The organism is Paenibacillus sp. MT86 (assembly GCF_058792535.1).
In genome coordinates this window covers 5,831,144-5,853,922 of the sequence record NZ_CM179499.1, presented here as the reverse complement: position 1 = coordinate 5,853,922, position 22,779 = coordinate 5,831,144, and the positions used below count along the sequence as shown (strand labels likewise).

General features: G+C 50.1%; 21 protein-coding genes, 2 pseudogenes and 1 other annotated feature. Of the genes and pseudogenes, 19 read left to right on the top strand and 4 right to left on the bottom strand.

From position 1 onward, the window contains the following. Positions 1-59 precede the first annotated feature (59 nt). Entirely contained in the window at positions 60-1,241 is a 1,182-nt protein-coding gene (locus AC3RCL_RS26545; RefSeq protein ID WP_492532992.1) for an epoxide hydrolase family protein, read from the bottom strand. A gap of 260 nt (positions 1,242-1,501) precedes the next feature. Between AC3RCL_RS26545 and tsaE the strand changes: the two genes are divergently transcribed. The 5 genes and pseudogenes from tsaE to AC3RCL_RS26520 all read left to right on the top strand — a co-directional run bounded on the left by tsaE (position 1,502) and on the right by AC3RCL_RS26520 (position 6,882). Continuing rightward, positions 1,502-1,972 carry a tRNA (adenosine(37)-N6)-threonylcarbamoyltransferase complex ATPase subunit type 1 TsaE gene (tsaE, locus tag AC3RCL_RS26540; RefSeq protein WP_492536479.1) on the top strand — a complete coding sequence of 157 codons (471 nt, stop codon included), beginning with the start codon at positions 1,502-1,504 and terminating at the stop codon, positions 1,970-1,972. Beyond that, positions 1,959-2,750: a tRNA (adenosine(37)-N6)-threonylcarbamoyltransferase complex dimerization subunit type 1 TsaB gene (gene tsaB / locus AC3RCL_RS26535; protein WP_492532990.1), complete on the top strand. Its 792-nt coding sequence runs from the start codon at positions 1,959-1,961 to the stop codon at positions 2,748-2,750. The genes tsaE and tsaB overlap by 14 nt, the downstream gene beginning before the upstream one ends. A 19-nt stretch (positions 2,751-2,769) precedes the next feature. Continuing rightward, positions 2,770-3,294 (top strand): ribosomal protein S18-alanine N-acetyltransferase, encoded by a 525-nt coding sequence (gene rimI, locus AC3RCL_RS26530; RefSeq protein WP_096776542.1) that lies wholly within the window; start codon positions 2,770-2,772, stop codon positions 3,292-3,294. After that, complete coding sequence (gene tsaD, locus AC3RCL_RS26525) at positions 3,291-4,334, top strand: tRNA (adenosine(37)-N6)-threonylcarbamoyltransferase complex transferase subunit TsaD (protein ID WP_492532988.1); 1,044 nt, start codon at positions 3,291-3,293, stop codon at positions 4,332-4,334. The genes rimI and tsaD overlap by 4 nt, the downstream gene beginning before the upstream one ends. Positions 4,335-4,855: 521 nt before the next feature. Further along, positions 4,856-5,194: a binding site (T-box leader), on the top strand. A gap of 164 nt (positions 5,195-5,358) precedes the next feature. Next, positions 5,359-6,882, top strand: a pseudogene (locus AC3RCL_RS26520) (2-isopropylmalate synthase). A gap of 454 nt (positions 6,883-7,336) precedes the next feature. Here the strand turns inward: AC3RCL_RS26520 and AC3RCL_RS26515 are convergent. Further along, positions 7,337-9,289: an ABC-F family ATP-binding cassette domain-containing protein gene (locus AC3RCL_RS26515; protein WP_492532986.1), complete on the bottom strand. Its 1,953-nt coding sequence runs from the start codon at positions 9,287-9,289 to the stop codon at positions 7,337-7,339. A 286-nt stretch (positions 9,290-9,575) separates the two neighbouring features. Here AC3RCL_RS26515 and AC3RCL_RS26510 point away from each other — a divergent pair, with 286 nt between their 5' ends. From AC3RCL_RS26510 to tatC, 5 genes are all read left to right on the top strand, one after another. Continuing rightward, positions 9,576-10,223, top strand: coding sequence for a 5-formyltetrahydrofolate cyclo-ligase (locus tag AC3RCL_RS26510; RefSeq protein ID WP_492532984.1), 648 nt, complete (start codon positions 9,576-9,578; stop codon positions 10,221-10,223). A gap of 3 nt (positions 10,224-10,226) precedes the next feature. After that, positions 10,227-10,703 carry a cyclic pyranopterin monophosphate synthase MoaC gene (gene moaC, locus AC3RCL_RS26505; RefSeq protein WP_009593966.1) on the top strand — a complete coding sequence of 159 codons (477 nt, stop codon included), beginning with the start codon at positions 10,227-10,229 and terminating at the stop codon, positions 10,701-10,703. Between the two features lie 44 nt (positions 10,704-10,747). Then, a complete protein-coding gene (locus AC3RCL_RS26500) occupies positions 10,748-11,239 on the top strand; it encodes a MogA/MoaB family molybdenum cofactor biosynthesis protein (protein WP_009593970.1) in 492 nt (163 codons plus the stop codon). A 219-nt stretch (positions 11,240-11,458) separates the two neighbouring features. Beyond that, positions 11,459-11,695 carry a twin-arginine translocase TatA/TatE family subunit gene (locus AC3RCL_RS26495; RefSeq protein ID WP_009593973.1) on the top strand — a complete coding sequence of 79 codons (237 nt, stop codon included), beginning with the start codon at positions 11,459-11,461 and terminating at the stop codon, positions 11,693-11,695. A 78-nt stretch (positions 11,696-11,773) separates the two neighbouring features. Beyond that, positions 11,774-12,547, top strand: a complete 774-nt coding sequence (gene tatC / locus AC3RCL_RS26490) for a twin-arginine translocase subunit TatC (RefSeq protein ID WP_015737287.1) — start codon at positions 11,774-11,776, stop codon at positions 12,545-12,547. A 173-nt stretch (positions 12,548-12,720) separates the two neighbouring features. Here tatC and AC3RCL_RS26485 read toward each other — a convergent pair whose 3' ends face one another. Both AC3RCL_RS26485 and AC3RCL_RS26480 read right to left on the bottom strand, forming a co-directional pair. Then, positions 12,721-13,536, bottom strand: a complete 816-nt coding sequence (locus AC3RCL_RS26485; protein ID WP_492532980.1) for a WYL domain-containing protein — start codon at positions 13,534-13,536, stop codon at positions 12,721-12,723. Continuing rightward, positions 13,505-14,836, bottom strand: coding sequence for a helix-turn-helix transcriptional regulator (locus AC3RCL_RS26480; RefSeq protein WP_492532978.1), 1,332 nt, complete (start codon positions 14,834-14,836; stop codon positions 13,505-13,507). Before AC3RCL_RS26480 ends, AC3RCL_RS26485 begins: the two co-directional genes overlap by 32 nt. 204 nt (positions 14,837-15,040) lie before the next feature. Between AC3RCL_RS26480 and AC3RCL_RS26475 the strand changes: the two genes are divergently transcribed. From AC3RCL_RS26475 to AC3RCL_RS26435, 9 genes and pseudogenes are all read left to right on the top strand, one after another. Further along, on the top strand, positions 15,041-15,850 hold the full coding sequence (locus AC3RCL_RS26475) for a nucleotidyltransferase domain-containing protein (RefSeq protein WP_492532976.1): 810 nt from the start codon (positions 15,041-15,043) through the stop codon (positions 15,848-15,850). 377 nt (positions 15,851-16,227) lie between these two features. After that, positions 16,228-16,509: a co-chaperone GroES gene (groES, locus tag AC3RCL_RS26470; protein ID WP_006212454.1), complete on the top strand. Its 282-nt coding sequence runs from the start codon at positions 16,228-16,230 to the stop codon at positions 16,507-16,509. 61 nt (positions 16,510-16,570) lie between these two features. Next, positions 16,571-18,199, top strand: coding sequence for a chaperonin GroEL (groL, locus tag AC3RCL_RS26465; RefSeq protein WP_009593977.1), 1,629 nt, complete (start codon positions 16,571-16,573; stop codon positions 18,197-18,199). 306 nt (positions 18,200-18,505) lie between these two features. Further along, on the top strand, positions 18,506-18,637 hold the full coding sequence (locus AC3RCL_RS26460) for a hypothetical protein (RefSeq protein ID WP_267132934.1): 132 nt from the start codon (positions 18,506-18,508) through the stop codon (positions 18,635-18,637). 24 nt (positions 18,638-18,661) lie between these two features. Then, entirely contained in the window at positions 18,662-19,207 is a 546-nt protein-coding gene (locus AC3RCL_RS26455; RefSeq protein WP_127589995.1) for a dihydrofolate reductase family protein, read from the top strand. Positions 19,208-19,813: 606 nt separating this feature from the next. After that, on the top strand, positions 19,814-20,068 hold the full coding sequence (locus tag AC3RCL_RS26450; RefSeq protein WP_213579692.1) for a hypothetical protein: 255 nt from the start codon (positions 19,814-19,816) through the stop codon (positions 20,066-20,068). 412 nt (positions 20,069-20,480) lie between these two features. Then, positions 20,481-20,911 (top strand): annotated as a pseudogene (locus tag AC3RCL_RS26445) (NucA/NucB deoxyribonuclease domain-containing protein). 588 nt (positions 20,912-21,499) lie between these two features. Next, positions 21,500-22,261 (top strand): DUF2935 domain-containing protein, encoded by a 762-nt coding sequence (locus tag AC3RCL_RS26440; protein ID WP_249732824.1) that lies wholly within the window; start codon positions 21,500-21,502, stop codon positions 22,259-22,261. Positions 22,262-22,281: 20 nt separating this feature from the next. Beyond that, on the top strand, positions 22,282-22,671 hold the full coding sequence (locus tag AC3RCL_RS26435; RefSeq protein WP_192570675.1) for a YmaF family protein: 390 nt from the start codon (positions 22,282-22,284) through the stop codon (positions 22,669-22,671). Positions 22,672-22,779 lie beyond the last annotated feature (108 nt).

The following is a 22,779-nucleotide window of genomic DNA, read 5'->3' as shown; positions in this document are numbered from 1 at the left end:
CGGGTTTCCGTACTGTCGGAAACCGGATAAGGTGTGTTTGGTTTGCGTATAATTTGCCGTTAACGCAGCCCTCTGAAAAATAATTGGATATCATCCATCAGCAGATCAGGAGCTTCCAATGCGGCGAAATGGCCGCCCCGGTCGAACTCCGACCAGTGCACGATGTTGTATTGGCGCTTGACCATACTGCGGATCGAGAGGTCCTTAGGGAAAACCGCGACGCCGGTAGGTACCGAGGAATACGGTGCCGGCGCTCCCCAATTGCCGGAGCTTTCTTTATAGATTCTTGCAGATGAGCCTGCTGTTGCCGTCAGCCAGTAGATCGAGACATTCGTAAGAAGGAGATCAAGGTCTACCGCCTCTTCAGGAAGACCTGCGTTTGGATCGGTCCACTCCTTAAACTTCTCTACAATCCATGCTAGCTGCCCAACCGGGGAATCCGTTAAGCTGTAGGATAGTGTCTGGGGTCGGGTCGCTTGCAAAATGGCATAGCCGGACCCGTCAAAGCCGCCTCCGGCTAATTCATCATAGCGCAGCTGCTCTGCAGCGGTAAGGTTCTCGGTTTCAGCCGGATCGCCGCTCGGAAACACCGACAAACCATTGCAATGAACGCCAACGATACGCTCTGCGGCAATCCGGCCAAGCTCAGCCGAAACCATACACCCCGTATCCCCTCCTTGAGCTCCATAACGTTCATACCCTAGTCGAAGCATAAGTTCATCCCATGCTTTTGCCACGCGCTCGATATTCCATCCCCGTTCCTTTGTGTGCCCGGAGAAGCCGAAACCCGGGAGGGAGGGAATAACGAGATGGAAAGCGTCGGACGGATTTCCGCCGTACTTGCTTGGGTTGGTGAGCGGTTCAATCATATGCATAAACTCCACGACCGATCCCGGCCAGCCATGGGTAACGATTAGAGGCAGCGCATCGGGTTCAGGTGAGCGAACATGCAGGAAGTGAATGTTTTGTCCATCGATCGTGGTCGTAAATTGTGGGAATTGATTCAACATGGTTTCATATTTACGCCAATCGTACGAATCCTTCCAATAGGCGGACAGCTTCTTCAAGTAAGGAAGCGGCATGCCATAATCCCAGTGGTTATCCTCCAGATCATCAGGCCAGCGGGTACGGCCCAAACGTTCCTTTAGATCCATCAGGTCCGCCTCCGGAATTTGAATGCGAAAGGGAGTTATGGCCGTTTCAGAAAAAGAGATTACATTCGGTTGATTTGTTCCGTTCATTGTCATCCTCCTATGGTTTTTTATCATGGTTCCTCCGGGTGTTGGTTTCACTATAGTGCTTGAACTTTGACTGCATCGTGTCAGTGTTTGAAATTCGTGTAACCCTTTCTTTTTTCATCTCTGCCAATCCAGAAAAACGCATGTTCTTGCAGCGGATTGGGAGGACCGATATAATGAAGATCAAGTATTTTGAGATATGGGCAAACTAAATAAAGGGTGGGTTATCAGTGAATAATGGCCGTACGGAGGGCCGGTTTCGAATGACTTCAAGCAGTCTGGAGGAGACGGAGCAGCTTGCTGCTTGGCTGGCCGCGAGGGCGGAGCCGGGGACCGTCATCGGTCTGGACGGGGATCTTGGAGCAGGAAAAACGGCATTCTCCCAACAATTTGCACGGCATCTTGGGGTGAACGGGGTTGTGAATAGTCCGACGTTTACCATTATTAAAGAATATGAGGGGCGTCTGCCGCTCTACCATATGGATGTATACCGTTTGTCGCTCGATGAGGCGGATGAGCTTGGGCTGGACGAATATTTTTATGGTGACGGGGTTTGTCTCGTGGAATGGAGCAGCCTGATCACCGAGCTTATGCCTGAGCAGTATCTTCATATCCAGCTAGAAACGACGGACGAAACGAACCGGATCATCACACTTTCAAGCCAGGGCGGGCCTTATGGCGAGTGGTGCCGGGATTTGAATGAAAAATGGGGTAGCATGAATGAACAACAATGACAAAAAGCCGCAGCAGCGGTTTTTGGCGCTGGATACGTCGACGGCTTCGCTGGCGGTATCCGTGATGGAGCAGGACAAGCTGCTGTCGGAGGTTAACACGAATGCGGACCGCAACCACTCGGTGCACCTGCACCCCGTGATGGATCAGGCGCTTGCGGAAGCCGGCCTTGGCATGGACCAGGTAGACGGCATTGCCGTAGGAGTGGGGCCAGGTTCCTATACGGGCATCCGCATAGCGGTGACCGCAGCCAAAACATTGGCATGGGCCAATCAGCTTCCGGTCGTCGGGGTATCCAGCCTGCATGCTTTGGCATGGGGGGGCTTGAAATCCGGATGGAGCGAGACGGCGGGAGAAAAGGGAGTCCACTGGGTCGTTCCGCTGCTGGATGCCAGACGGGGACAAGTGTATACGGCATTATTCGCTGCAGATTCAAAACGCCAAGCGGAAGCGCTGGTACGTATGGAGACGGACGGCATCCGCCTGATGCAGTCCTGGGTGGAAGCCATAGAGGAACGAATCGGCAAGCTGCCTGAAGGGGAGCGCCCGGTCTGCATATGGTTTATCGGGGAAGTGGAGCTTCATGCGGAGGCCGCTCGAGGTCTGGAGCCGTGGTTTGGAGACAGGCTCCGGATTCATCCGTACTCGCTGGAGGGCCGCTGGATGGGGTATCTGGGAGCAGCCAGATTACTCGCCGGGGAAGCGGATGATGTGCATACCTTGGTGCCCAATTATACACAGCTTTCCGAAGCGGAAGCGAACCTGCTGCGCAAGCGGTGAAGGGAGCGTAGGATTCGTAATGGACGAGCAGAAGAAGCCGGCGGACGGTGAAGAAGGTTTGTCCTTCCGGCTGATGACCCTGGAGGATATACCGGAGGTTCTCAAGGTGGAGCGCGAAGCGTTTACCGTGCCCTGGACCGAGGAAGCCTTTCATAATGAGCTGAAACTGAATCATTTTGCGCGTTATATGATTATGGAATACGAAGGCCGAACCGTAGGGTATGCCGGCATGTGGACGATCGTGGATGAAGCGCACGTCACGAATATTGCCCTGCTGGAGCAGTATCGCGGACGCAAGTGGGGCGATCGGCTGCTGACGGAACTGATGAAGACCGCTGCCTATATGGGGATGGAGAAAATGACGCTCGAGGTTCGGGTGTCCAATCACGTTGCCCAGCGTTTATATATCAAAAAAGGGTTTAAACCAGCCGGTGTCCGGAAGGGGTATTATTCCGATAACCAGGAAGACGCACTCATCATGTGGGCAGATCTGCCCCCTTATCGGGAGGACGATGGCGAGGAAGGAAGTCAAAGGCTATCATGAAGGATGAAAAAATAGACCGGCAGCACAGCTGCATTTTGGCGATAGAAACGAGCTGCGATGAAACCTCGGTTGCCGTCGTAAAGGATGGCTGCGAGGTATTGTCCAGCGTCATTGCCAGCCAGATTGAAACGCATAAAGCATTCGGCGGGGTGGTGCCCGAGGTGGCCTCCCGCAAGCATGTGGAGAGCATTACGTTAATTATTGAGCAGGCCGTAGCCGAGGCCGGGATCGAAATGAAGGATTTGTCGGCAATCGCCGTCACGCAGGGTCCCGGTTTGGTCGGAGCGCTTCTCGTGGGCGTCATGGCGGCCAAAAGCCTGGCCTTTGCGCTGGGCAAGCCGCTGATCGGCACGCATCATATTGCGGGTCATATTTACGCAAACCGCTTTGTGGGCGACATCGCCTATCCTTGCATGGCGCTGGTTGTTTCCGGCGGCCATACCGAGCTGGTCTACATGAAAGACGAGGGCAGCTTTGAGTTAATCGGCAGGACGCGGGATGATGCGGTTGGCGAAGCGTACGACAAGGTGGCAAGGGCGCTTGGATTCCCGTATCCGGGAGGCCCACATGTCGACCGAATGGCCTTGGAAGCCGAGGAAGTCGTGGATCTTCCCCGCGTATGGCTGGATCCGGATTCTTATGACTTTAGCTTCAGCGGTTTGAAATCGGCTGTATTAAATGTCGTCAATCAGAGCAAAATGCGTGGAGAGGACGTTCGGACGGAAGCGATAGCCCGGGGCTTTCAGGAATCCGTCGTGGAGGTGCTTGTGGAGAAGGCGGTTCGCGCGGTCAAAGCATACGATGCCAAACAGCTGCTGCTGTGCGGGGGCGTAGCCGCCAATCGCGGACTTCGTCAAGCATTGTCCGAGCGGTGCGGGCAGGAAGGAATCCCGCTGACGATCCCGCCATTTCAATATTGCACCGATAACGGAGCGATGATTGCGGCCGCGGCGCATTTGAAATGGAAGCGGGAGAGCTTTACGCCGCTGGATATGAAGGCTGATCCGCAAATGTCGCTGGAATTTTGGGCTGAACATTAAGCTAAAGCTTCTTGACACGTCTCTGTCCAGAACGTATAATCATGATCAAATTCCAGAATGTTGAAACGCAAAGAACAGGACCAGTAAGGTGAACCTTGGATGAAGAGAGCTGCGGGACGGTGCAACGCAGACGACAGGAGCCTGAACTCACCTGGGAGCGGAGCAGGGGAACCTCGCGCAATGAAATGCCTCTAAGGCAGAGATGACATTGCGGAGCTTGACCTTGCTACGGGATGGCCTCCGTGAGAACGGCTGCGCACAAATCCTTTGTGATTTGGCGATGGAGGGGGCTTTAAGGTCCGGGTTTGCAATGACCTAGGATTTAGAGTCAACAAGAGTGGTACCGCGATAGGATAGCCTGTCGTCTCTTGCATAAGAGATGGCAGGCTTTTTTGCATGGTGAGGCAGCGGGAACTCGGATCAGGCAGAAGGCGTATAACAACGAAGAAGTGCTTAAAGAGTTAAAGATACCCGGTAAAGGGAGCCGGATATCAGGAAGCTTTTGCATAACAGCATATCGTATAAACGCGATGAACGGGAGCAGTAGAAGGGAGCTGTCTACAGAGAGCTGCGGTTTTGGTGCAACGCAGCGGCAGCAAGCTTCGAATCTCGCCCGGGAGCGGAAGAGGGAACGTCTGCAGGTCGGATGATTTGATAGATCCGGATCGAATGCCAAGAATGCAGATAGGACTCTCTTACGGCGTTCCTCCGTCATCGGGAAGTCCATTCTCTTCATGACCCGGCCGGCATGAGGAGATCATGGACGGTGAGTGGACACGTGCGTGCGTCAGCATCGCTGAACAGCATGGCGTGTCAATTAGAGTGGTACCACGGAGGGTCTTTAGCCCGTCGTCTCTTATGATATAAGAGATGGCGGGCTATTTTGCTGCCGGCAGCAGCAGGGTGGGAAGCGGACGCAAGTCGACGTGCGGACGTGCATTGAACATAACCAGTTGGATAGAACAACGGAATCCAATCGAATGAAAATCAGGGTTGTACCCTAACGAAGGAGGAATATCGGAAGATGAATGAATCCAAGAGAACGATCCGAATTTTCGATACGACATTGCGGGACGGAGAACAGGCACCAGGGGCAAGTCTCCAGCCCGAGCAGAAGATGGTGCTGGCCGGAAAGCTGGCGGAATTGGGCGTTGACGTGATGGAGCCCGGGTTTCCGGTGTCCAGTCCCGGAGAGTTCGCCGCTGTGCAGGCCATTTCAAGGCAGTTATAGCAGGTGGAGATTTGCGGGTTCGCTCGAGCGGTAAAAGGGGATATTGATGCGGCCGTCAAGGCAACCCAGGATGCGGCGAGAAGGCGGATTCACCTGTTTATTTCCTCTTCCGACATCCATCTTCGCCACCAGCTGCGCATGAGCCGTCCGGAAGTCGTGGCAAGGGCGCGTGAAATGACGGCTTATGCGAGGCAATTCAGCGATGTGGTGGAATTCACGGCGATGGATGCTTCCCGAACGGGCATCGACGACCTGATCGAGATGGTGGAGGCCGTTATCGAAGAGGGAGCCACGATCATCAATCTGCCGGATACGGTCGGATATGCGCTTCCGAACGAATACGGCGAGATGTTCCGGCGCGTGCGGGAAGGCGCCCGAGGCGGGAAGAGGGTCGCCTACAGTGCCCACTGCCATAACGATCTCGGTCTAGCCGTGGCCAACAGCCTGGCCGCGATCGAGAACGGCGCGAGTCAAATTGAGGTCACCGTGAACGGGGTGGGCGAACGTACAGGCAACTGCGCGCTGGAAGAGCTTGTCATGGCTCTATCTACCCGGGGTGACATGCTGCGGGCAGAGACGGGCATTACGGCCGAGAAGCTGTACGAGGTATCCCGCCTCGTCAGCGGTGCGATGCATTTTCCGATCGCCTTCAATAAGCCCGTGGTCGGCCGGAACGCCTTCCAGCATGAATCCGGCATTCACCAGGACGGTCTTCTGAAGGATCGTAGCACCTACGAGATTATGGATCCGGAGAAGCTGGGCATTCCGCGAAGCATGATCGTACTGGGCAAGCACTCCGGCCGCCATGCCCTGAAGGACCGCTTGGCCCGTTACGGTGTCCGGCTCGAGGGAGCCGAGATGGAATCCCTGTACGATACCTTCAAGGAAACGGCTGACCGTCAAAAGGTGGTCAGCGATGATCAGCTGCTGCAGATGGTCAGCCGCACATTGGGCAAGCCGGCACAGGTGTACGAACTGTCCGAGGCGCAGGTCATTTCCGGCACGGGAAGCAGCAGGGTTGCCGCGGTTACGCTGCGCCAATTGAGCGAGCAGACGGAAGCCACCTACTCCAGCGTGGCGGACGGTCCCGTGCAAGCCGTCATATCGGCGATCAGCCAAGGAATCAGCAGCGACATCCGGTTTGGCGATCTGGAGCTGCATTCTTTAAGCAGCGGCGAGGACGCGCATGCCGAAGCGGCGGTAACGGTGGAGAAGGCCGGCAAGATCTTCCGCGGCACGGCCGTGCACCAGGATATCGTCATGGCCGCAGGCTTGGCATACGTTGCGGCATGCAACTCGGCGTTAATGTCGGTTTAGGCATCGAAGCGATTAAGGGACCTCAGCTGCTTACATTTACTTAGATTGGCACAAGCGACCTTCAACCCGGAACGGGGAAGGTCGCTTTTTTCCAAAATAATAAAAGGTAGGCCCTATATAGGAGCTAAATATATAGAACATCAAACACTGTCAAGTTGTGAACAACGTTATCCACATATCCGCCAAAAAATGTGCATAACCGAGAAAAATGTCGATAAATCGGTCTTTTGCAAGACGCTGAAAAGAGGGGACAGGATTTTCAAATTTCCCGGTGGAAACTGTGGATAATGTGAATAACTTAGTGGATAAAGCTGGATATAGGACCGGGGATCCGCGTATAACAACAAAAAAATGGCCATTTCGGCCATTTTCATGATAAACTTATGCACCATTCCTGGGGATAAGTTTGTGTATAATCGTAAATCTTCATTTGAAACACTTTTGTGAATTTTTTTTAGGCTTCCAGCAATGACTCCCATTCGGCAAATATTTGCTCAAGCTGACTCTTTTTCTCCTCTAACGACTGCTGCCGTTCTTGGAGCGCCATATAATCCTGATAGATCTCCGGCAAGGTCATTTCGGTTTCCAATTGGGTAATGTCCGATTCCAGGACATGAATTTGCTCCTCCAAGCTGGCAAGCCTGCGCTGACGGCTTCGTTCCTCCCGTTTCGCCTGCTTCTCGGCTTCGAAGGAAACGGCCCCTTGCTTCTCAGGCAGAGCCTCGGCTTTCCCTTCCTGTTTCAGGGTGTGGCGGGCAAACGGCTCGGATGGCTCGTTGTCCATATCAAGAATTTCCTGCTTTTTCTCCGTATAGTCGTCATAATTACCCAGGAAATGTTGAATGCCGTCCGGATGAAGCTCGATGATGCGTTCCGCCATTTTATTAAGGAAGTAACGGTCATGGGATATGAACAATAAAGTGCCCTCGTAATCCATGAGTGCCGATTCCAGCACCTCTTTCGCAAACAAGTCAAGATGGTTCGTCGGTTCGTCCAAGATGAGCATGTTGGCTTCCAGAAGCATGAGCTTGGCAAGCGAGACGCGTGCTTTTTCCCCGCCGCTTAAGGAGCTGATCTTCTTGAGGACATCTTCGCCGCTGAAGAGGAAATTGCCCAGAACGGTACGAATGCGGGCTTCCTCCATATGCGGATAGGTGCCCCACAGCTCTTCCAGGACGGTGTTGCTTGGGTTCAGCTCGGATTGCTCCTGATCGTAATAGCCGATCTTCACTTTTGTACCCCATTGCAGCGACCCCGCCGTCGGCTTCATGGTACCGATCAAGCATTTCAGGAGCGTCGATTTGCCCACCCCGTTGGGTCCGATCAAAGCTACGGTTTCCCCGCGGCTGAGATCAAAGGAAACTTGCCGAAACAGCGGTTTGTCCTGCTCGAACGCAAGCGACAGATCACGTACGTGAAGGACGTCTTTCCCTGACATATACTCGGCTTCAAAAGAAAAATGAGCTTTCTTGAGATCGCCCAGCGGTTTGTCGAGCCGCTCCATTTTATCCAGCGCTTTGCGGCGGCTCTGCGCACGCTTGGTCGTAGAGGCCCGTACCAGGTTACGCTGAATGAAGTTCTCCATGCGGGAAATCTCATCCTGCTGCTTCTCGTATTGCTTCAGCTGGGATTCGTATTCGGCTGCTTTCAGCTCAATGTACCGGCTGTAGTTGCCGGTATATTTTTTGGAATGGCGGCGTTCGATCTCCACGATGGTGGTCACGAGCCGATCCAGGAAATACCGGTCATGGGAAACGACGAGCAGCGAGCCGGAATAACCGCGCAAATAATCCTCCAGCCAGGTGAGGGTTGCGATATCCAGATGGTTGGTCGGTTCGTCCAGCATCAGCAGGTCGGGTGCCTGCAGCAGTATTTTTGCAAGGGCCAGCCTTGTCTTCTGCCCGCCGCTTAACGTGGCAATGGACGTATCCGGTGAAAAGCTGCCGAATCCCATGCCGTGCAGCACGCTGCGTATGCGTGTTTCGATCTCATATCCGCCTTGATCCTTGAACCAGTCCGAGCGGACCGCATAACGATCCAGAAGCTCCTGGTATTTCTTCGGATCTTCGCTCGACTTGGGGTCGGCGATTTGCTCCTCCATCTGACGAAGCTCACGCTCCATCTCCAGCAGGGGAGTAAAGACATCCAGCATCTCGTTCCATATGGAGGAATCGGACTGAAGCCCGCTGTTCTGGGCAAGATAACCGACGGTGGTTTCCTTGGCTTTGAAGATTTGTCCGCCATCATAGGACATCTCGCCGGCCAAAATTTTAAGCAGCGTCGATTTCCCGGCTCCATTGACTCCGACGAGGCCGATTCTTTCGCGTTCAAGGACTTGCAGATTGATCCCGTCCAGGACGGGCGTAACGCCATATAATTTCGTAATGCCATTGGCTTGCAGCAGCATGTTATGTGAAACCTCCATCTTTCTATATGATTCTTCCATTAATTCTTCATTATAAGAAAAAACGACTTCCGACGTACATGCTCCGACGGAACGCGCGTAGACGCTGTTTTATGGCAATCTGAATGATCGCGTGCTTTGGAGTTTATGCGTTTCTTCTATCTTAAATTAAGTGTACATGAAAATGACCGAACAATCGACCATGATTGGCGACTTCCGTCATTCTTGGCTAAAGGAAGGAACAGTGGTAAACTAAACTTAATTATAAGCGTGAGAGGAAAGATCACGTGTGAACCCTGAGGAAGATTTGAAGCGGGCATCCGCAAAAGCCGCCCTGCGCAAAACGATGGCATTGCGACGGGACGAGTTATCAGAGGAAGAGCGGACCAAGCGGTCGAAGCAAGCCTGCGGCTTTGCTGCGGAGGTGATGGATCGTCTCCATCTTCAGACCATGATGATTTATGTTCCCTTTCGTTCCGAGCTGGATTCCCGGCCTCTTATCGAATGGGCATGGAAACAGGGGATCCAGGTTATCGTTCCACGGAGCTTGCCCCAAGACCGTTCGATGGAATTGTATAAGCTTCAGGCTTGGGACGAGCTGGTTGCCGGCGCTTACGGCATTTCGGAGCCTGATCCGTTGCGGTCGCAACAATGGAATCATCCGGGACCGGATATCGTCTGGGTCCCCGGGCTTGCGTTTGACAGAATGGGCGGAAGGCTTGGATACGGAGGCGGTTATTACGACCGGCTGTCGGACAGGCTTAACCAGGGAGCACAAGACAACGCTCGTCGGATCAAGAAGCCTTTGTGGGTGGGGATCGGTTACGAGGTTCAGGTCTTGGAACAAGTTCCTATGGAAGAACATGATAGGGTATTGGACGGTTTGGTTACGGAACAGGGGCATAACGTGAAGACCAGACCTGCAGCGGAGGGATAAGAGATGGAACTGAGTCATTTTAATGACCAAGGCAGAGCACGAATGGTGGATGTCAGTGATAAGGATGTGACCGCCCGGACAGCGGTAGCGAAGACAACGGTCCGTATGCATCCGGATACGCTGGCCCGCATCCAGGAGGGGAAAATCGGCAAGGGAGATGTGCTTGCCGTGGCACAGGTTGCGGCCATTATGGCGGCCAAGAACACGTCGAACTGGATTCCGATGTGTCATCCGCTGCCGTTGACCGGCGTGAACGTGGCGTTCAGCGATAACGCCAAAGACGAGTTATATATAGAAACGACCGTGAAAACCACAGGCAAAACCGGTGTTGAAATGGAAGCTTTGACAGCTGCTTCAGCCGCTGCGCTGACGGTCTATGACATGTGCAAAGCTCTGCAGAAAGACATGATCATCGGCCCGACCCTGCTGGTAAGCAAAACCGGTGGCAAGAGCGGGGATTACATACAAGAAACGACATAGCATAGATACAGGAGATTCGGACGAGTGGGAAGGAGAGAGGGCAGATGGTGTGGAAAACGGCGATCCTGACGGCGAGCGATAAAGGCTCGCGGGGGGAACGCGAGGATACGAGCGCTCAAGTGATCCGGGAATTGGTGGAGGAAGAGCTGAGCGGTGAAATCATCGAATACCGGATCGTACCGGACGAGCAGGACGAAATTATCGCGGCATTGATCGAGCTTACGGATTATTATCAAGTGGACCTTGTCCTCACGACAGGCGGCACGGAGCTGGCGGTGCGGGATGTTACGCCGGAGGCGACCAAGCGGGTCATCGAACGCGAAGTGCCCGGCATTGCGGAAGCGATGCGTGCTACCGTTATGCAGAAGAATCGGAGCGCGATGCTGTTTCGGGGCGTATGCGGCGTCCGCGGCCGTACCTTGATTGTCAATCTCCCGGGCTCTCCCAAAGGCGTGCACGAGAATCTGGCCGCGGTCATGGATCAGCTTCCGGAGGCACTGTTGATGGTAACGGGCCAGTATCGCGAGCAGCTCTAACGAGTACCTTATTAGATAATTATGTAAATAAACTGTCACGTTTCTGGACTGTATATGTGATTTACATTATGGTATGATGGCGGTATATGAGCTTGTTTCACTGCTGGAGTCGGATGATTTTCTTTAGTTAAAAACCTGTTGCAGCTGCAAGGCATGATGGATTAATGTCATCCTGAAGTCCTTTTGAAGGCATTAAGCAGGACGAGGAGGAGAACAGATATGAGTACAATTGGAGTGCCGGGCATTATTTTGCTCGTTATTTTGGCGCTGCTCTTGTTCGGACCGAACAAACTTCCTGAACTGGGACGTGCGGTCGGCAGAACATTCCGTGAGTTTAAGGACGGTGCGCGGGAGATTATCGCTGACGATGCACCGGCGAAGAAGAAAGAAGAGGCTCCCCAGCAAGCCGTTGCCGCTGAGCCAGCCAAGATTGAAGACAAGCGTCTTCCGGAATAGAATTAAAGCAAGGCGTGAAGTCCCTTCCTTCGGGAGGGATTTTGTTTTGTCAGGGTCACATACAGGGTGGTGGTTAACTTGTCGGAGCAAGTGAAAGATATGGCGCTTGTGGAGCATTTGGGCGAGCTTCGCAAACGAATTATAATCGTGCTCGTGGTATTCGTAGCAGGACTGGTCGGGGGGCTTTTCGTTGCGGACCCGATCTATCATTATTTGACGGCGGCCGAAGAAGCCAAAAACTTTGAGCTGCATGCCTTCTCTTTTTGGGATGGCATCGGAATCTACATGAAAATCGCCGCCATTTTCTCGCTCGTCATTTCCGTTCCGCTGATCTTCTATCAGCTCTGGGCGTTCGTTAAGCCGGGGCTGAGAAAAGAAGAACAGAAAGCGGCCATACGTTACGTGCCGTATGCGTTTGTTCTGTTCATCGTCGGGATCACGTTTGGTTATTACATCGTATTTCCGATGACGCTGTCGTTTACCACGGCGATTACGCAGGGCATGGGGCTTCAGGAAACCTACGGCATTACCAATTACTTGAATTTTATGTTCAATCTCGTATTGCCGCTGGCCTTGCTGTTTGAGCTTCCGCTTGTGGTGATGTTCTTGACGAGAATTCGCATTCTGAATCCGCTGCGGCTTCGCAAGATGCGCAAGGTCGCGTATTTCGCGCTGGTCTTTATCGCGGTCGTCATCACGCCGCCGGACTTTATATCGGATTTCCTGGTCACGATTCCGCTGCTGCTTCTATATGAATTCAGCGTGTTTCTGTCTTCCGTGATCTATCGCAAGCAATTAGAGGCGGACATGGAACGGGACAGCCGCTACGTAAGGGCAGACGAAGAGGACTGACCGTATTGTTTTTTGCAAAATAAGAGATCCTTTAAGAATAAAAACAACCCGCAAACTTCACTCCTCGGGAGTATGGTTTGCGGGTTGTTTTTTTGTCCAATGAATGATGGATTAGAAATTAGTGTTCATCATTGCCTCAGTCTTCTTTATGGGAATCATGTCATGGCGTCGTCCTAACCTTCATCTTGCGTATATCTCGCCAGAGCCAGCGCTGCGGTTTCTTGCATTCGGGCCTGCAGCGTGCTTCCTTCCACGACTTTCACCCTCAGGCCGAGAAAGCGAATGCGCGAGAGCAGAAATTCGCACTCATCCTCCAAATAGCAGACCTGAATGCGGTAGGTATCGGAAGCTTCATCATAATGCACCGTTTTGTCAAAGCAGGAAAAGGCGTAAAGGATCCGCGACAATTCCCCGTTGTACCGCCGGTGGATTTCAATGATCGCTTGCTTTTTCTGTTTTTCCATCAGCTTTTGCAGCCGTTCCTTTATGCGATCGATCCGGAAGGAGGGGAGCGAAGTCCCTTGTATATATAAAATATGATCGAGTTTCGTGTACATGAGTCCTCTTCGGCTTTTGCTGTACCAGATCAGCATCCATTCCCGTTTGATCATGGAGTACTCCAGTTTGTAAGGGAAACCGGACTGATTGCTGCGCGCTTCTCCATGCTTCGTGCGGTAGCTTAGGCGAAAGCCCTGATCCTGCATGATCATTCTGCGCAAGGTTCGAAGATGCGGATGGTAAACGCTTCGTTCCTGTCCCTTGGCTTTCTCCAGAATGATCCCTTTCATCTCGGCACCGCTATGCTCCATGTAGAGGAGCTCCTTGAGCCGGTCCAAGGTGCCGGACGTAAATGCGTTTGCCGCCTCGGGGTGCATCAGCATCATTTTCAGCCATCCCCGTTCCTGAGCGGTAATGGCAATCGAGTCGGTTTCCTCAAGCCTTGTTATGATCTGGTAGTTAAATATCTTCTCGAATGGATTCTGGCTCATAATAAGCGGCAATCTCCTTCCATTCTTTAATGAACTCCTGCCGAAGGGAGCGTGGCTGGAGCACCTCGCAGCTGGAGCCGAAGCTGCGGAGCCAAGGCTTAATTTCGCTGGTGCCGTTCACTTCAATTTCGTATAAGAACGAGCTCTCGGATTCCATGGTAACGGTCCCCCATTGCCCTTGCGCCTTGACCCGGTTCAGCACGAAATTCACTTTGCCGCCCTCCGGGTTAAAGAATCTGGCCACGACCTTGGTGGGATTACGGGTATCGGTAACCCAGCTGTGCTCGAATTCGGCCAGCGTTTCCATGAGTCGCTGTTGGAATACTTCTTCTTCAACCACTTCGCCTTCTTCGATTTGAGTCAATCCTTCCATGCGAAACTTCATGAGGCCCTGTCTGCCGTTATGACCGATCAGGTACCAACGGCCGTATTGATGGTCATAGATCACGCGCAGCGGCAGCACCGTTTCCCGAAGCCCTTTGGATTCCCTATGGAACAGCGGATTCGTGTTTCGGGAAGCATAGCGTGAAGAGCTTTTTGGCGATAAATACAGGAAACGGAGCCTCGCCCTTTTGGTGATCGCCTGAAAAATGGTGTGCAGATGCGCCTCATCCAATATGCGTGAATGGTAATGATACTTATAAATATAGGCCGGGTCCGAGTGTGCGGCGATGTCACGATTACGCAGGGCCCTCTTTAAATTGTCTCGAAGCATATACCCCTGAACAGAGGGGAGCTGCGTGTTCGACATGACGTCCACATAATCGTAGAGATCAAGAAGCTCGTCATCCGACAACGAATCGATGAGGTCACGGGCGCCCCTGTAACGGTACGGCCGTTCTGCGCCTGTCCTCACGATGACTCCGACTTCTTCCAGGTATTTGAGATCCCCGCGTATCGTCTTCTCATCGGGCAGTGTTTCTCCGTCCGGGAATTGATCGCCGCAGCGTTCGATGAGTTCCTTCGCGGTTAACTGCTGATGCTGCAGCTGGGTGAGGATCATGGATAGCCTCAAGCTTTCCGATGCTTTGAGCGATTTGCCGCGGAACAGCAGCAGCAGGAGCGGATCAGCGGTTTCATAGTATGAATAGCGCAGACCTTCGGAGAGGGTAAGACTTTGTTCTTTGGAGAGCTGCGGCTGAAGCGATTCAATTTTATTTTTTAAATTTCGGAGCGTTTTGTCATAGGTATGTACTGAAATGCCAAGGCGATCAGCCAGTTGTTGCCGGTTGTATGCGCCGCCGGCCAGCGCCAGAATACGAAGAAATTGGATTTCTTTATCGAAGCTTTCCCGAGCCATGGCGCCCTCCTTCAAATCATATATTAGATTGTACGCGATCCAGTCTGTAACTATTGTAGCAAGGATAGGGGACCGCATAAAGGAAGGATATTGTAATATCAATTTGTTATCGCCATACTTTTGCCCTGTTGAAATAGGAACGCATGGAAGACAATAAGGATATCGGAAATTTACACGGCAACTACAGAAGGAGAGATTCCGGATATGAATATAACGCAGGAAATGAAATCGACGATTCAACAAGAACTTGAGCGGATAGAGCGGGAGGAAGGGGTCCTAATCCTGTATGCCTGCGAATCAGGCAGCAGGGCCTGGGGTTTCCCGTCGACGGACAGCGATTACGACGTAAGGTTTATCTATATCAGGCCCGTGGAGTGGTATTTATCGATCTTCGACAAGCGAGATGTGATTGAGCGGCCCATCAGCGACAGGCTGGATATGAGCGGTTGGGATTTGAAAAAAGCATTGGGGCTTTTTCGCAAGTCGAATCCGCCCCTGCTTGAATGGCTGGAGTCCCCCATCAAGTATAAGGAGACGCTTGGCATCGCCCAGCAAATCCGCAGCATATCTCCGCTTGCGTTCTCGCCCAAATCTTGCATGCACCACTACCTGAACATGGCCAAAGGCAACTACCGGATGTATTTGCAAGGGGGAGACGTTAAGATCAAAAAATACTTCTATGTACTGCGTCCGATCCTGGCATGCGACTGGATTCAAGCCTACAACGAGATGCCTCCGATGGAATTCGAGCTGCTTACGGATCGCTTATTAGATCAGGGAAGTGCGCTGAAACAGGAGATTGATCAATTGCTTCTTCGCAAACGTTCGGGTGAAGAGATGAATATTGAACCGAAGCTTCCTATCATTAACGCTTTCATTGAAGAGAAATTGAACGAATATGAGCGGCTGGCCAAGAATCAGAAACATCAAGACATGGATCTGGATCAAATGCTGGATGATTTGTTTCGGAACGCGTTGGTTGAAGCATGGGGAACCGGCGGACGGCAGTTATAGGCCAATTTGGCAATTATTCAGCTCACATCAACGAATCCGCAGTTTTATGAAAGATGAAACCTTTCTGCGGAAGGGCATGCTTCGGGCTGTTTTGTTCTGCTGAATGATGACTAGATCTATGGTTCCATTCGTGTAGTGTTCCTAAAGCCTCAGGCATATTTTGGCTGGTCATGGATACAATGGTGAAGGGGGTTTAGGGACAACCTCTCCCTAAGTCCGGATTGCAAAAAAATGATCAAAAATTCATGCAAAGGACTTGAAATTTTAAGACAACTTGAGTATCATAAAATTGGTTGTTAGCACTGAGGGTTGTCGAGTGCTAATACATAAAGCTTTGAAAAAAGCATCACAACATATTTAAAGGAGGCTATTTTTTCATGATCAGACCTTTAGGTGAACGCGTATTGGTAGAACCGATCGAACAAGAAGAAACTACGGCATTCGGGATTGTACTTCCTGACTCTGCTAAAGAAAAGCCGCAAGAAGGTAAAGTTATTGCTGTAGGCAGCGGCTCCCTGAAAGACGGCGCACGTGTACCTTTGGAAGTTAAAGAAGGCGACCGCGTTATTTTCTCCAAATACGCTGGAACAGAAATCAAATACGAAGGTAAAGAATATTTGATTATGAAAGAAAGCGACATCCACGCGATCTTAGGCTAATGAAAGCCTGAATATATCCTGTTTTACCATTCCATAATCCACTAGGGAGGTATGTAATACCATGGCAAAAGACATTAAGTTCAGTGAAGACGCCCGTCGCTCCATGCTTCGCGGTGTAGATGCTTTGGCAAATGCAGTTAAAGTAACGCTCGGACCGAAAGGCCGTAACGTGGTTCTTGAGAAAAAATTCGGAAGCCCGCTCATCACGAATGACGGCGTAACCATCGCTAAAGAAATCGAGCTGGAAGATGCATTCGAGAACATGGGTGCTCAGCTCGTTAAAGAAGTAGCTACCAAAACCAATGATGTTGCCGGTGACGGTACAACAACGGCAACGGTTCTGGCACAAGCCATGATCCGTGAAGGTCTGAAGAACGTTACAGCTGGCGCAAACCCAATGATCATCCGCAAGGGTATCGACAAAGCGGTTAAAGCAGCCGTAACCGAGCTTGCGAATATCGCGAAAGAAGTGAAAAACCATCAGGAGATCGCTCAAGTCGCTTCCGTATCCGCAGCTGACGAAGAAGTAGGTCAACTGATTGCAGAAGCAATGGACAAAGTGGGTAAAGACGGCGTTATCACCGTTGAAGAATCCCGCGGCTTCTTGACGGAGCTTGAAGTAGTAGAAGGTATGCAATTCGACCGCGGCTACATCTCTCCATACATGATCACCGATACGGATAAAATGGAAGCCGTTCTTGAGAATCCATACATCCTGATCACCGATAAAAAAGTAACCAACACGCAAGAGATCCTGCCGATCCTTGAAAAAATCGTACAGCAAGGCAAACCGCTCGTACTGATCGCGGAAGACATCGAAGGCGAAGCGCAAGCGATGCTGATCGTGAACAAACTGCGCGGAACGTTCAACGCTGTTGCTGTTAAAGCTCCTGGCTTCGGCGACCGTCGCAAAGCCATGCTGCAAGATATCGCTGCATTGACTGGCGGTCAAGTGATTACGGAAGAGCTCGGCCTCGACCTGAAAACGGCTTCCATCGATCAATTGGGTACCGCTCGTCAAGTGCGCGTAACCAAAGAGAACACAATCATCGTGGATGGCGCTGGCAACAAGGAAGATATCGATGCTCGCGTGAAACAAATCCGCAACCAATTGGAAGAAACGACTTCCGATTTCGACAAAGAGAAACTGCAAGAGCGTCTGGCTAAATTGGCTGGCGGCGTAGCGGTTATCAAAGTCGGTGCGGCTACTGAGACGGAATTGAAAGAACGCAAACTGCGCATCGAAGATGCCCTGAACGCAACTCGCGCTGCGGTTGAAGAAGGTATGGTATCCGGCGGTGGTACAGCGCTCGTTAACGTATACAACGCTGTTGCTGCTGTTCAAGTTGAAGGCGACGAGAAAACAGGCGTGAACATCGTTCTGCGCGCTCTGGAAGAGCCGATCCGCACGATTGCAGCTAACGCTGGCCAAGAAGGTTCCGTCATCGTAGAGCGTCTGAAAAAAGAAGAGATCGGCATCGGCTACAACGCGGCTACCGATACTTGGGTGAACATGTTCGAAGCAGGTATCGTTGACCCTGCCAAAGTAACGCGTTCCGCTCTTCAAAACGCTGCATCCGTTGCGGCCATGTTCCTGACAACCGAAGCGGTTATCGCTGACAAGCCAGAACCAGAAAAACCAGCTATGCCTGACATGGGCGGAATGGGTGGAATGGGCGGCATGATGTAAAACGGGCTCTGATCCCTTGATTTATAAGGGCTTGTGAGTGTGGGGAAGGCCATTTCCCCACATAAGGTAACATGATTAGAGGCTTCTCATGAGTTCACTGAACTTGTGGGAAGCTTCTTTTTTCATGGTCTTTGTTACGTGCGTATAGACATTACGAGTGGTGTCATCGTCCTTATGTCCAAGACGTTCCATAACGTATCCAAATATTTGGGAATAGCAATCCATGAGAAATCTGTTCACATGTCTCAAGCTAAAATATAGTTCGTGAACAACGAAAAATGCAAGTGCGGAAGGATTAACCAAGTCGTGGAAATAAAGAAAAATAATTTGGGACTTATCTTCGCGGGACTGATGCTGGGCTTGTTTATTGCGTCCGTCGACAATACCTGGTACATGCCTGTATTACTCTTGCTATCGTACAATCAGACAGACGGATAGCATTGAAAAAAAAGGAGAATGAAAATGAGAAAAGTAGTTGTATCTGAGTTTGTATCGCTGGATGGCGTCATGGAGAATCCGCAGTGGACGATCCAATTCCGTAGTGAGGAAACAAAGCAATTCAAGTTCGATGAACTGAAAGCAAGCGACGCTCTTCTGCTTGGACGCGAAACGTATGTTAATTTTGCAGCGGCTTGGCCTAATTTGATCGAGCAGGAAGGGGAATATGGCCGGATGATGAACGGTTACCCCAAGCACGTGATTTCAACAACCCTGGAAAAAGTGGAATGGAACAATTCTTCGCTGATCAAGGGCAATATCACGGAGGAAATATCCAAGTTGAAGCAGCAGCCTGGTAAGGATATCTTGGTATTTGGCAGCTGCGCGCTCGTTCAAACGCTGATGCAGCTTGACCTCATCGACGAATATCGGCTCATGGTTTTCCCAGTTGTGCTTGGAAACGGAAAACGTCTCTTTGGAGAAGGGATCGATAAGAAAGTGCTGAAACTGGCGGAAACAAAGACATTCGGTTCAGGTGTCGTTGTTCTGACTTATCTTCCGGCAAGATAAGATTGATCAGGAAAACAACTACGAGCTTGCGGGAAAACCGTCTTTCGGCAACATGGCGTGATGCTGACGGACTGAAAACTAATGACCAGTTACTGACTTGAACTGCGTAGGTCATGAAAACCGTCAGGGAAGTTTGCCCTGACTTTCCTTTTGAGTTTGGAGGATATCCGAAACGGCTGTTTTTTGTTCATCTAACGGGCATTTTAACAAAGGCAGCTTATACAATCTCCCTATAGGAGATGATTCCGATGGTTGAGATAATTAAATGCCAGTAGCCTCACCCCACATCCCCCACACATTTCCCCACATAGTCATTTTTACTCGATAATATTCCATGGAATCAACAGACCAAAAACCTTGATACACCGGACTTTTTAACAATGTGGGGAAACAGGAAACCGCCCAAAAAGCATGGGCGGCATGATGTAAGTAAGGCTTTAAAAACCTTAATACCGTTATTTAAAAGGATCCCGAGAGGGAGCCTTTTATTATAAAATCACGCGAGCCTACTAATATGTGTGGGGCTACCCCCATAGATAAAGGCGAGAATGACACGCTCGGCAGCATGAGGGCGTAACTCTTCTCGCCTTATTGTTATCTTATTCTATGATTAATCTTCGTCTCTCCTCATTTGGTAGTGGTGGTGAAAGTGGTGATGATGATGGTGGTGATGATGGATCATATGATGTCCTGACGGGTGGCTATATGGATGAAAATGTGGGTGATGGTCATGCTCATGGCCGTAATGATAAGGCTGTGGTTCCCTTTGTTGATTACCTTGAATGCTATGGCTTTGTTGATTCATTTTGGTCTTCTCCCTTTCATCATGAGATAGTGCATATTATGTGTACGAATGAATAGTGACACTTGACCTAAATAAATTGGGCGATCCATATAAGTATTAAAATAATGAGCAATAAATAGAGCTTCACCACTCACTTTTTCTAACTTGATTCGATTAGCACCTTTCGGTAAAAAGGGGCGGAACTCCCGTCCCCGTTTTCAATTAAGTCCATTGTACATAAAAACGAACTGATCAAATCTTATCTCTCAACAGTTAGGTTAGGAGGATCTGCCTCAATCCAAGAACATCTTTGCTTCATATGTATATATCACTCCACTCTTGACAGGCTCTGAGGCTCTCCTCTTCGTGATTTACAAATATATGCCAACTTGCTTATACTAAAAAAAGTAAACTGAAGGCATCGGTAAGAAAATTCCTGCTGGCCTATGCTGGCAAGGATTTTTTTGTTTGAATGGGGGAGCAATTTGTATGAAAAAGTTATTCTTGAAATTTGGAACAGTGGTCTTATCTTTGTTATTGGTTTGGTTGGTCCTTAATTATTTTCCGGAGTTAGGTGACGGTGATGTATACCCACCAATACGGGGTACCGTTGTCGAATTAGAGTTTCCAGCGGATAAATATCCTGAGACGGAAAAAAGGCCATTGAATCCGGCCATTCCGATGTTTGTACCATTGATCGAACAGGTGCAGAGGATAACAGGAGTTCTTCACTAAAGGGAATCCCTACGAAAAAAGGGTATGATCGGGATGAGTGGCCGATGGCCATGTGTGCCGAAGGAGGAGACGGTGCAAGTGTCGAATACATAGATCCATCCGACAATCGAGGAGCAGGCAGCTGGGTAGGCAACTATTTGGAGGGATACCCGGACGGTACCCAGGTTCATTTCATTTTTAGATAGCAAAAAAGCCTACTAGCTAATGCCAGTAGGTTCTTTTTTTATGTTTAGCCGTATTAATCGACTCACATGCTTTACTTCATCTAATGGCACCCAGACTGGCCCATAAACACTTCGCATCTTTAAGCGATCTGTACAAGAATCCGGTATGCCTTGTAATACTTCGCCATTGGTAAGGTATACGGTTACGCTTTGCTTCTCTCGAATGGCTATTTTTAGTTCTTTATTCCACATCTGATTGATCACGCACCCATGACAATAGTAATAATGTCAGTATATCAGAGGTAGGTAAAATTTACTACAATGCATTGAACACGCGGCAGTTGCAATTTCCATTACGCCTAGAAATGTGGCTGCAAGACTAACAGCCCATACTATTAAGCCAACTAGGAATATCCTATACGTTTTAACGCCTAATTGTTTTTTCTACATAATTTTCTAACATAGCATATTGAAACATGCCATCCCCATATACATTGTATCGAGCCACAATAAATGGTTGTCTTATTTCGTGTGCCGAAAGGTGGGGTAAGGTTGTCGGATCCTTTTGTAGTCAGGTCATTAGACGAAATACGTTTTTGGTCACGCATTATGAAAGAACATTCCTTTTTTCTTCGATTAGGATTTAGATGTGAAGATACGCAGTTAATCAATGAGGCTAATCAATTTCATGCCATCTTTGAGGATATTGAAAGAAGATCGCATGCATATCAAGCAGATACCGATCCACAAACAATTCGACAGTTTAATTCAGAAGTTCACAATGCCGCTGCACACATTTGGGCATTTAAGAGGAAGGTACTTGGACTTATACTTAGGTGCCAGCTCCCTGGGGGGACAAATTTCCCGTTGCTTGTAGATCATGTTAGCCGAGAAGCAAATTACTTTAGAAATCGGTTAGAGGAACTCAATAACGGGAGACTTGAGCCATTACCTGATGCGATTATCGATGAAAATGTCTTTTTCCTAAAAATCATGGCTGACCATGCAAAATTTATAGGTCATCTGCTTGATCCATCGGAGCGAAAATTAGTGGAACAAGCAAGGGAGTTTAGCCAAGACTTTGATACGTTGATGTTTCAAGCCATTGATCTAAGTTCCATGCGTCCAGAATCGCAAACCCATCCATTACTAAGTCAATTTGTTGATGAAAACCGCGTTTCAGTCAAATCATTGCGCGATTTTAAGAAAACTGCGCGCGACTTAATTGAAGAGTGCCGAATCAAAAGCATCATTCATCCTTTATTAGCAGATCATGTTTTCCGTGAAGCTGAACGATTCTTATTTATCCTAGACATGTTCGATCGGTCATTATCTGGCGTGAAGGTGAACAAGAAAGAAATCATGCATTAACATAAGGGAGGCACTATTGGATGGAAATACAAATAACGGGCTTTGTTGTTCATTCCGATAACCCTGATTCCAGTCATTCCCACCAACTCTTTCTAACATCTTGGGATGGAAGACCGGTTAATGTTCATGTCCATCCCTTTCAAGGAGATACCTCTTTTGACGTTGGACATTTCCATCATTACGTGGGTATAACTGAACCAGCTCCAAGCGGCGTGCCGCACGTCCATAATTACCATGCCCAAACATCATTTAATGACCAGCACAAGCACTTGATTAGAGGAACAACCGGGCCCGCCATTCCATTGGCAGGCGGTGGGCACTACCATTATTTTGAAGGTTATACCACCGTAGATGGCAGGATCCCACATGCTCATCGTTATAGCGGGAACACAGGTGATGAACAAGGGTAAATAATAGTTTCGCCCACTGTACCTTTTTGTTTATATAAATTATGAATACAGCTTTATAAGAGGGCTGCCGAGTGGGAGCCTTCTTGTTAGTGACCACATGATTTCTCC

Bases quoted from the DNA above. Each gene is read 5' to 3' on its own strand.
- AC3RCL_RS26450 (WP_213579692.1), top strand. From the start codon at position 19,814: ATGATTAATCTTCGTCTCTCCTCATTTGGTAGTGGTGGTGAAAGTGGT.
- AC3RCL_RS26440 (WP_249732824.1), top strand. From the start codon at position 21,500: ATGAAAGAACATTCCTTTTTTCTTCGATTAGGATTTAGATGTGAAGAT.
- tsaD (WP_492532988.1), top strand. From the start codon at position 3,291: ATGAAGGATGAAAAAATAGACCGGCAGCACAGCTGCATTTTGGCGATA.
- AC3RCL_RS26495 (WP_009593973.1), top strand. From the start codon at position 11,459: ATGAGTACAATTGGAGTGCCGGGCATTATTTTGCTCGTTATTTTGGCG.
- AC3RCL_RS26435 (WP_192570675.1), top strand. From the start codon at position 22,282: ATGGAAATACAAATAACGGGCTTTGTTGTTCATTCCGATAACCCTGAT.
- tsaB (WP_492532990.1), top strand. From the start codon at position 1,959: ATGAACAACAATGACAAAAAGCCGCAGCAGCGGTTTTTGGCGCTGGAT.
- AC3RCL_RS26455 (WP_127589995.1), top strand. From the start codon at position 18,662: ATGAGAAAAGTAGTTGTATCTGAGTTTGTATCGCTGGATGGCGTCATG.
- moaC (WP_009593966.1), top strand. From the start codon at position 10,227: ATGGAACTGAGTCATTTTAATGACCAAGGCAGAGCACGAATGGTGGAT.
- AC3RCL_RS26480 (WP_492532978.1), bottom strand. From the start codon at position 14,836: ATGGCTCGGGAAAGCTTCGATAAAGAAATCCAATTTCTTCGTATTCTG.
- tsaE (WP_492536479.1), top strand. From the start codon at position 1,502: ATGACTTCAAGCAGTCTGGAGGAGACGGAGCAGCTTGCTGCTTGGCTG.
- AC3RCL_RS26545 (WP_492532992.1), bottom strand. From the start codon at position 1,241: ATGAACGGAACAAATCAACCGAATGTAATCTCTTTTTCTGAAACGGCC.
- AC3RCL_RS26475 (WP_492532976.1), top strand. From the start codon at position 15,041: ATGAATATAACGCAGGAAATGAAATCGACGATTCAACAAGAACTTGAG.
- AC3RCL_RS26485 (WP_492532980.1), bottom strand. From the start codon at position 13,536: ATGAGCCAGAATCCATTCGAGAAGATATTTAACTACCAGATCATAACA.
- AC3RCL_RS26500 (WP_009593970.1), top strand. From the start codon at position 10,748: ATGGTGTGGAAAACGGCGATCCTGACGGCGAGCGATAAAGGCTCGCGG.
- groES (WP_006212454.1), top strand. From the start codon at position 16,228: ATGATCAGACCTTTAGGTGAACGCGTATTGGTAGAACCGATCGAACAA.
- AC3RCL_RS26515 (WP_492532986.1), bottom strand. From the start codon at position 9,289: ATGCTGCTGCAAGCCAATGGCATTACGAAATTATATGGCGTTACGCCC.
- groL (WP_009593977.1), top strand. From the start codon at position 16,571: ATGGCAAAAGACATTAAGTTCAGTGAAGACGCCCGTCGCTCCATGCTT.
- rimI (WP_096776542.1), top strand. From the start codon at position 2,770: ATGGACGAGCAGAAGAAGCCGGCGGACGGTGAAGAAGGTTTGTCCTTC.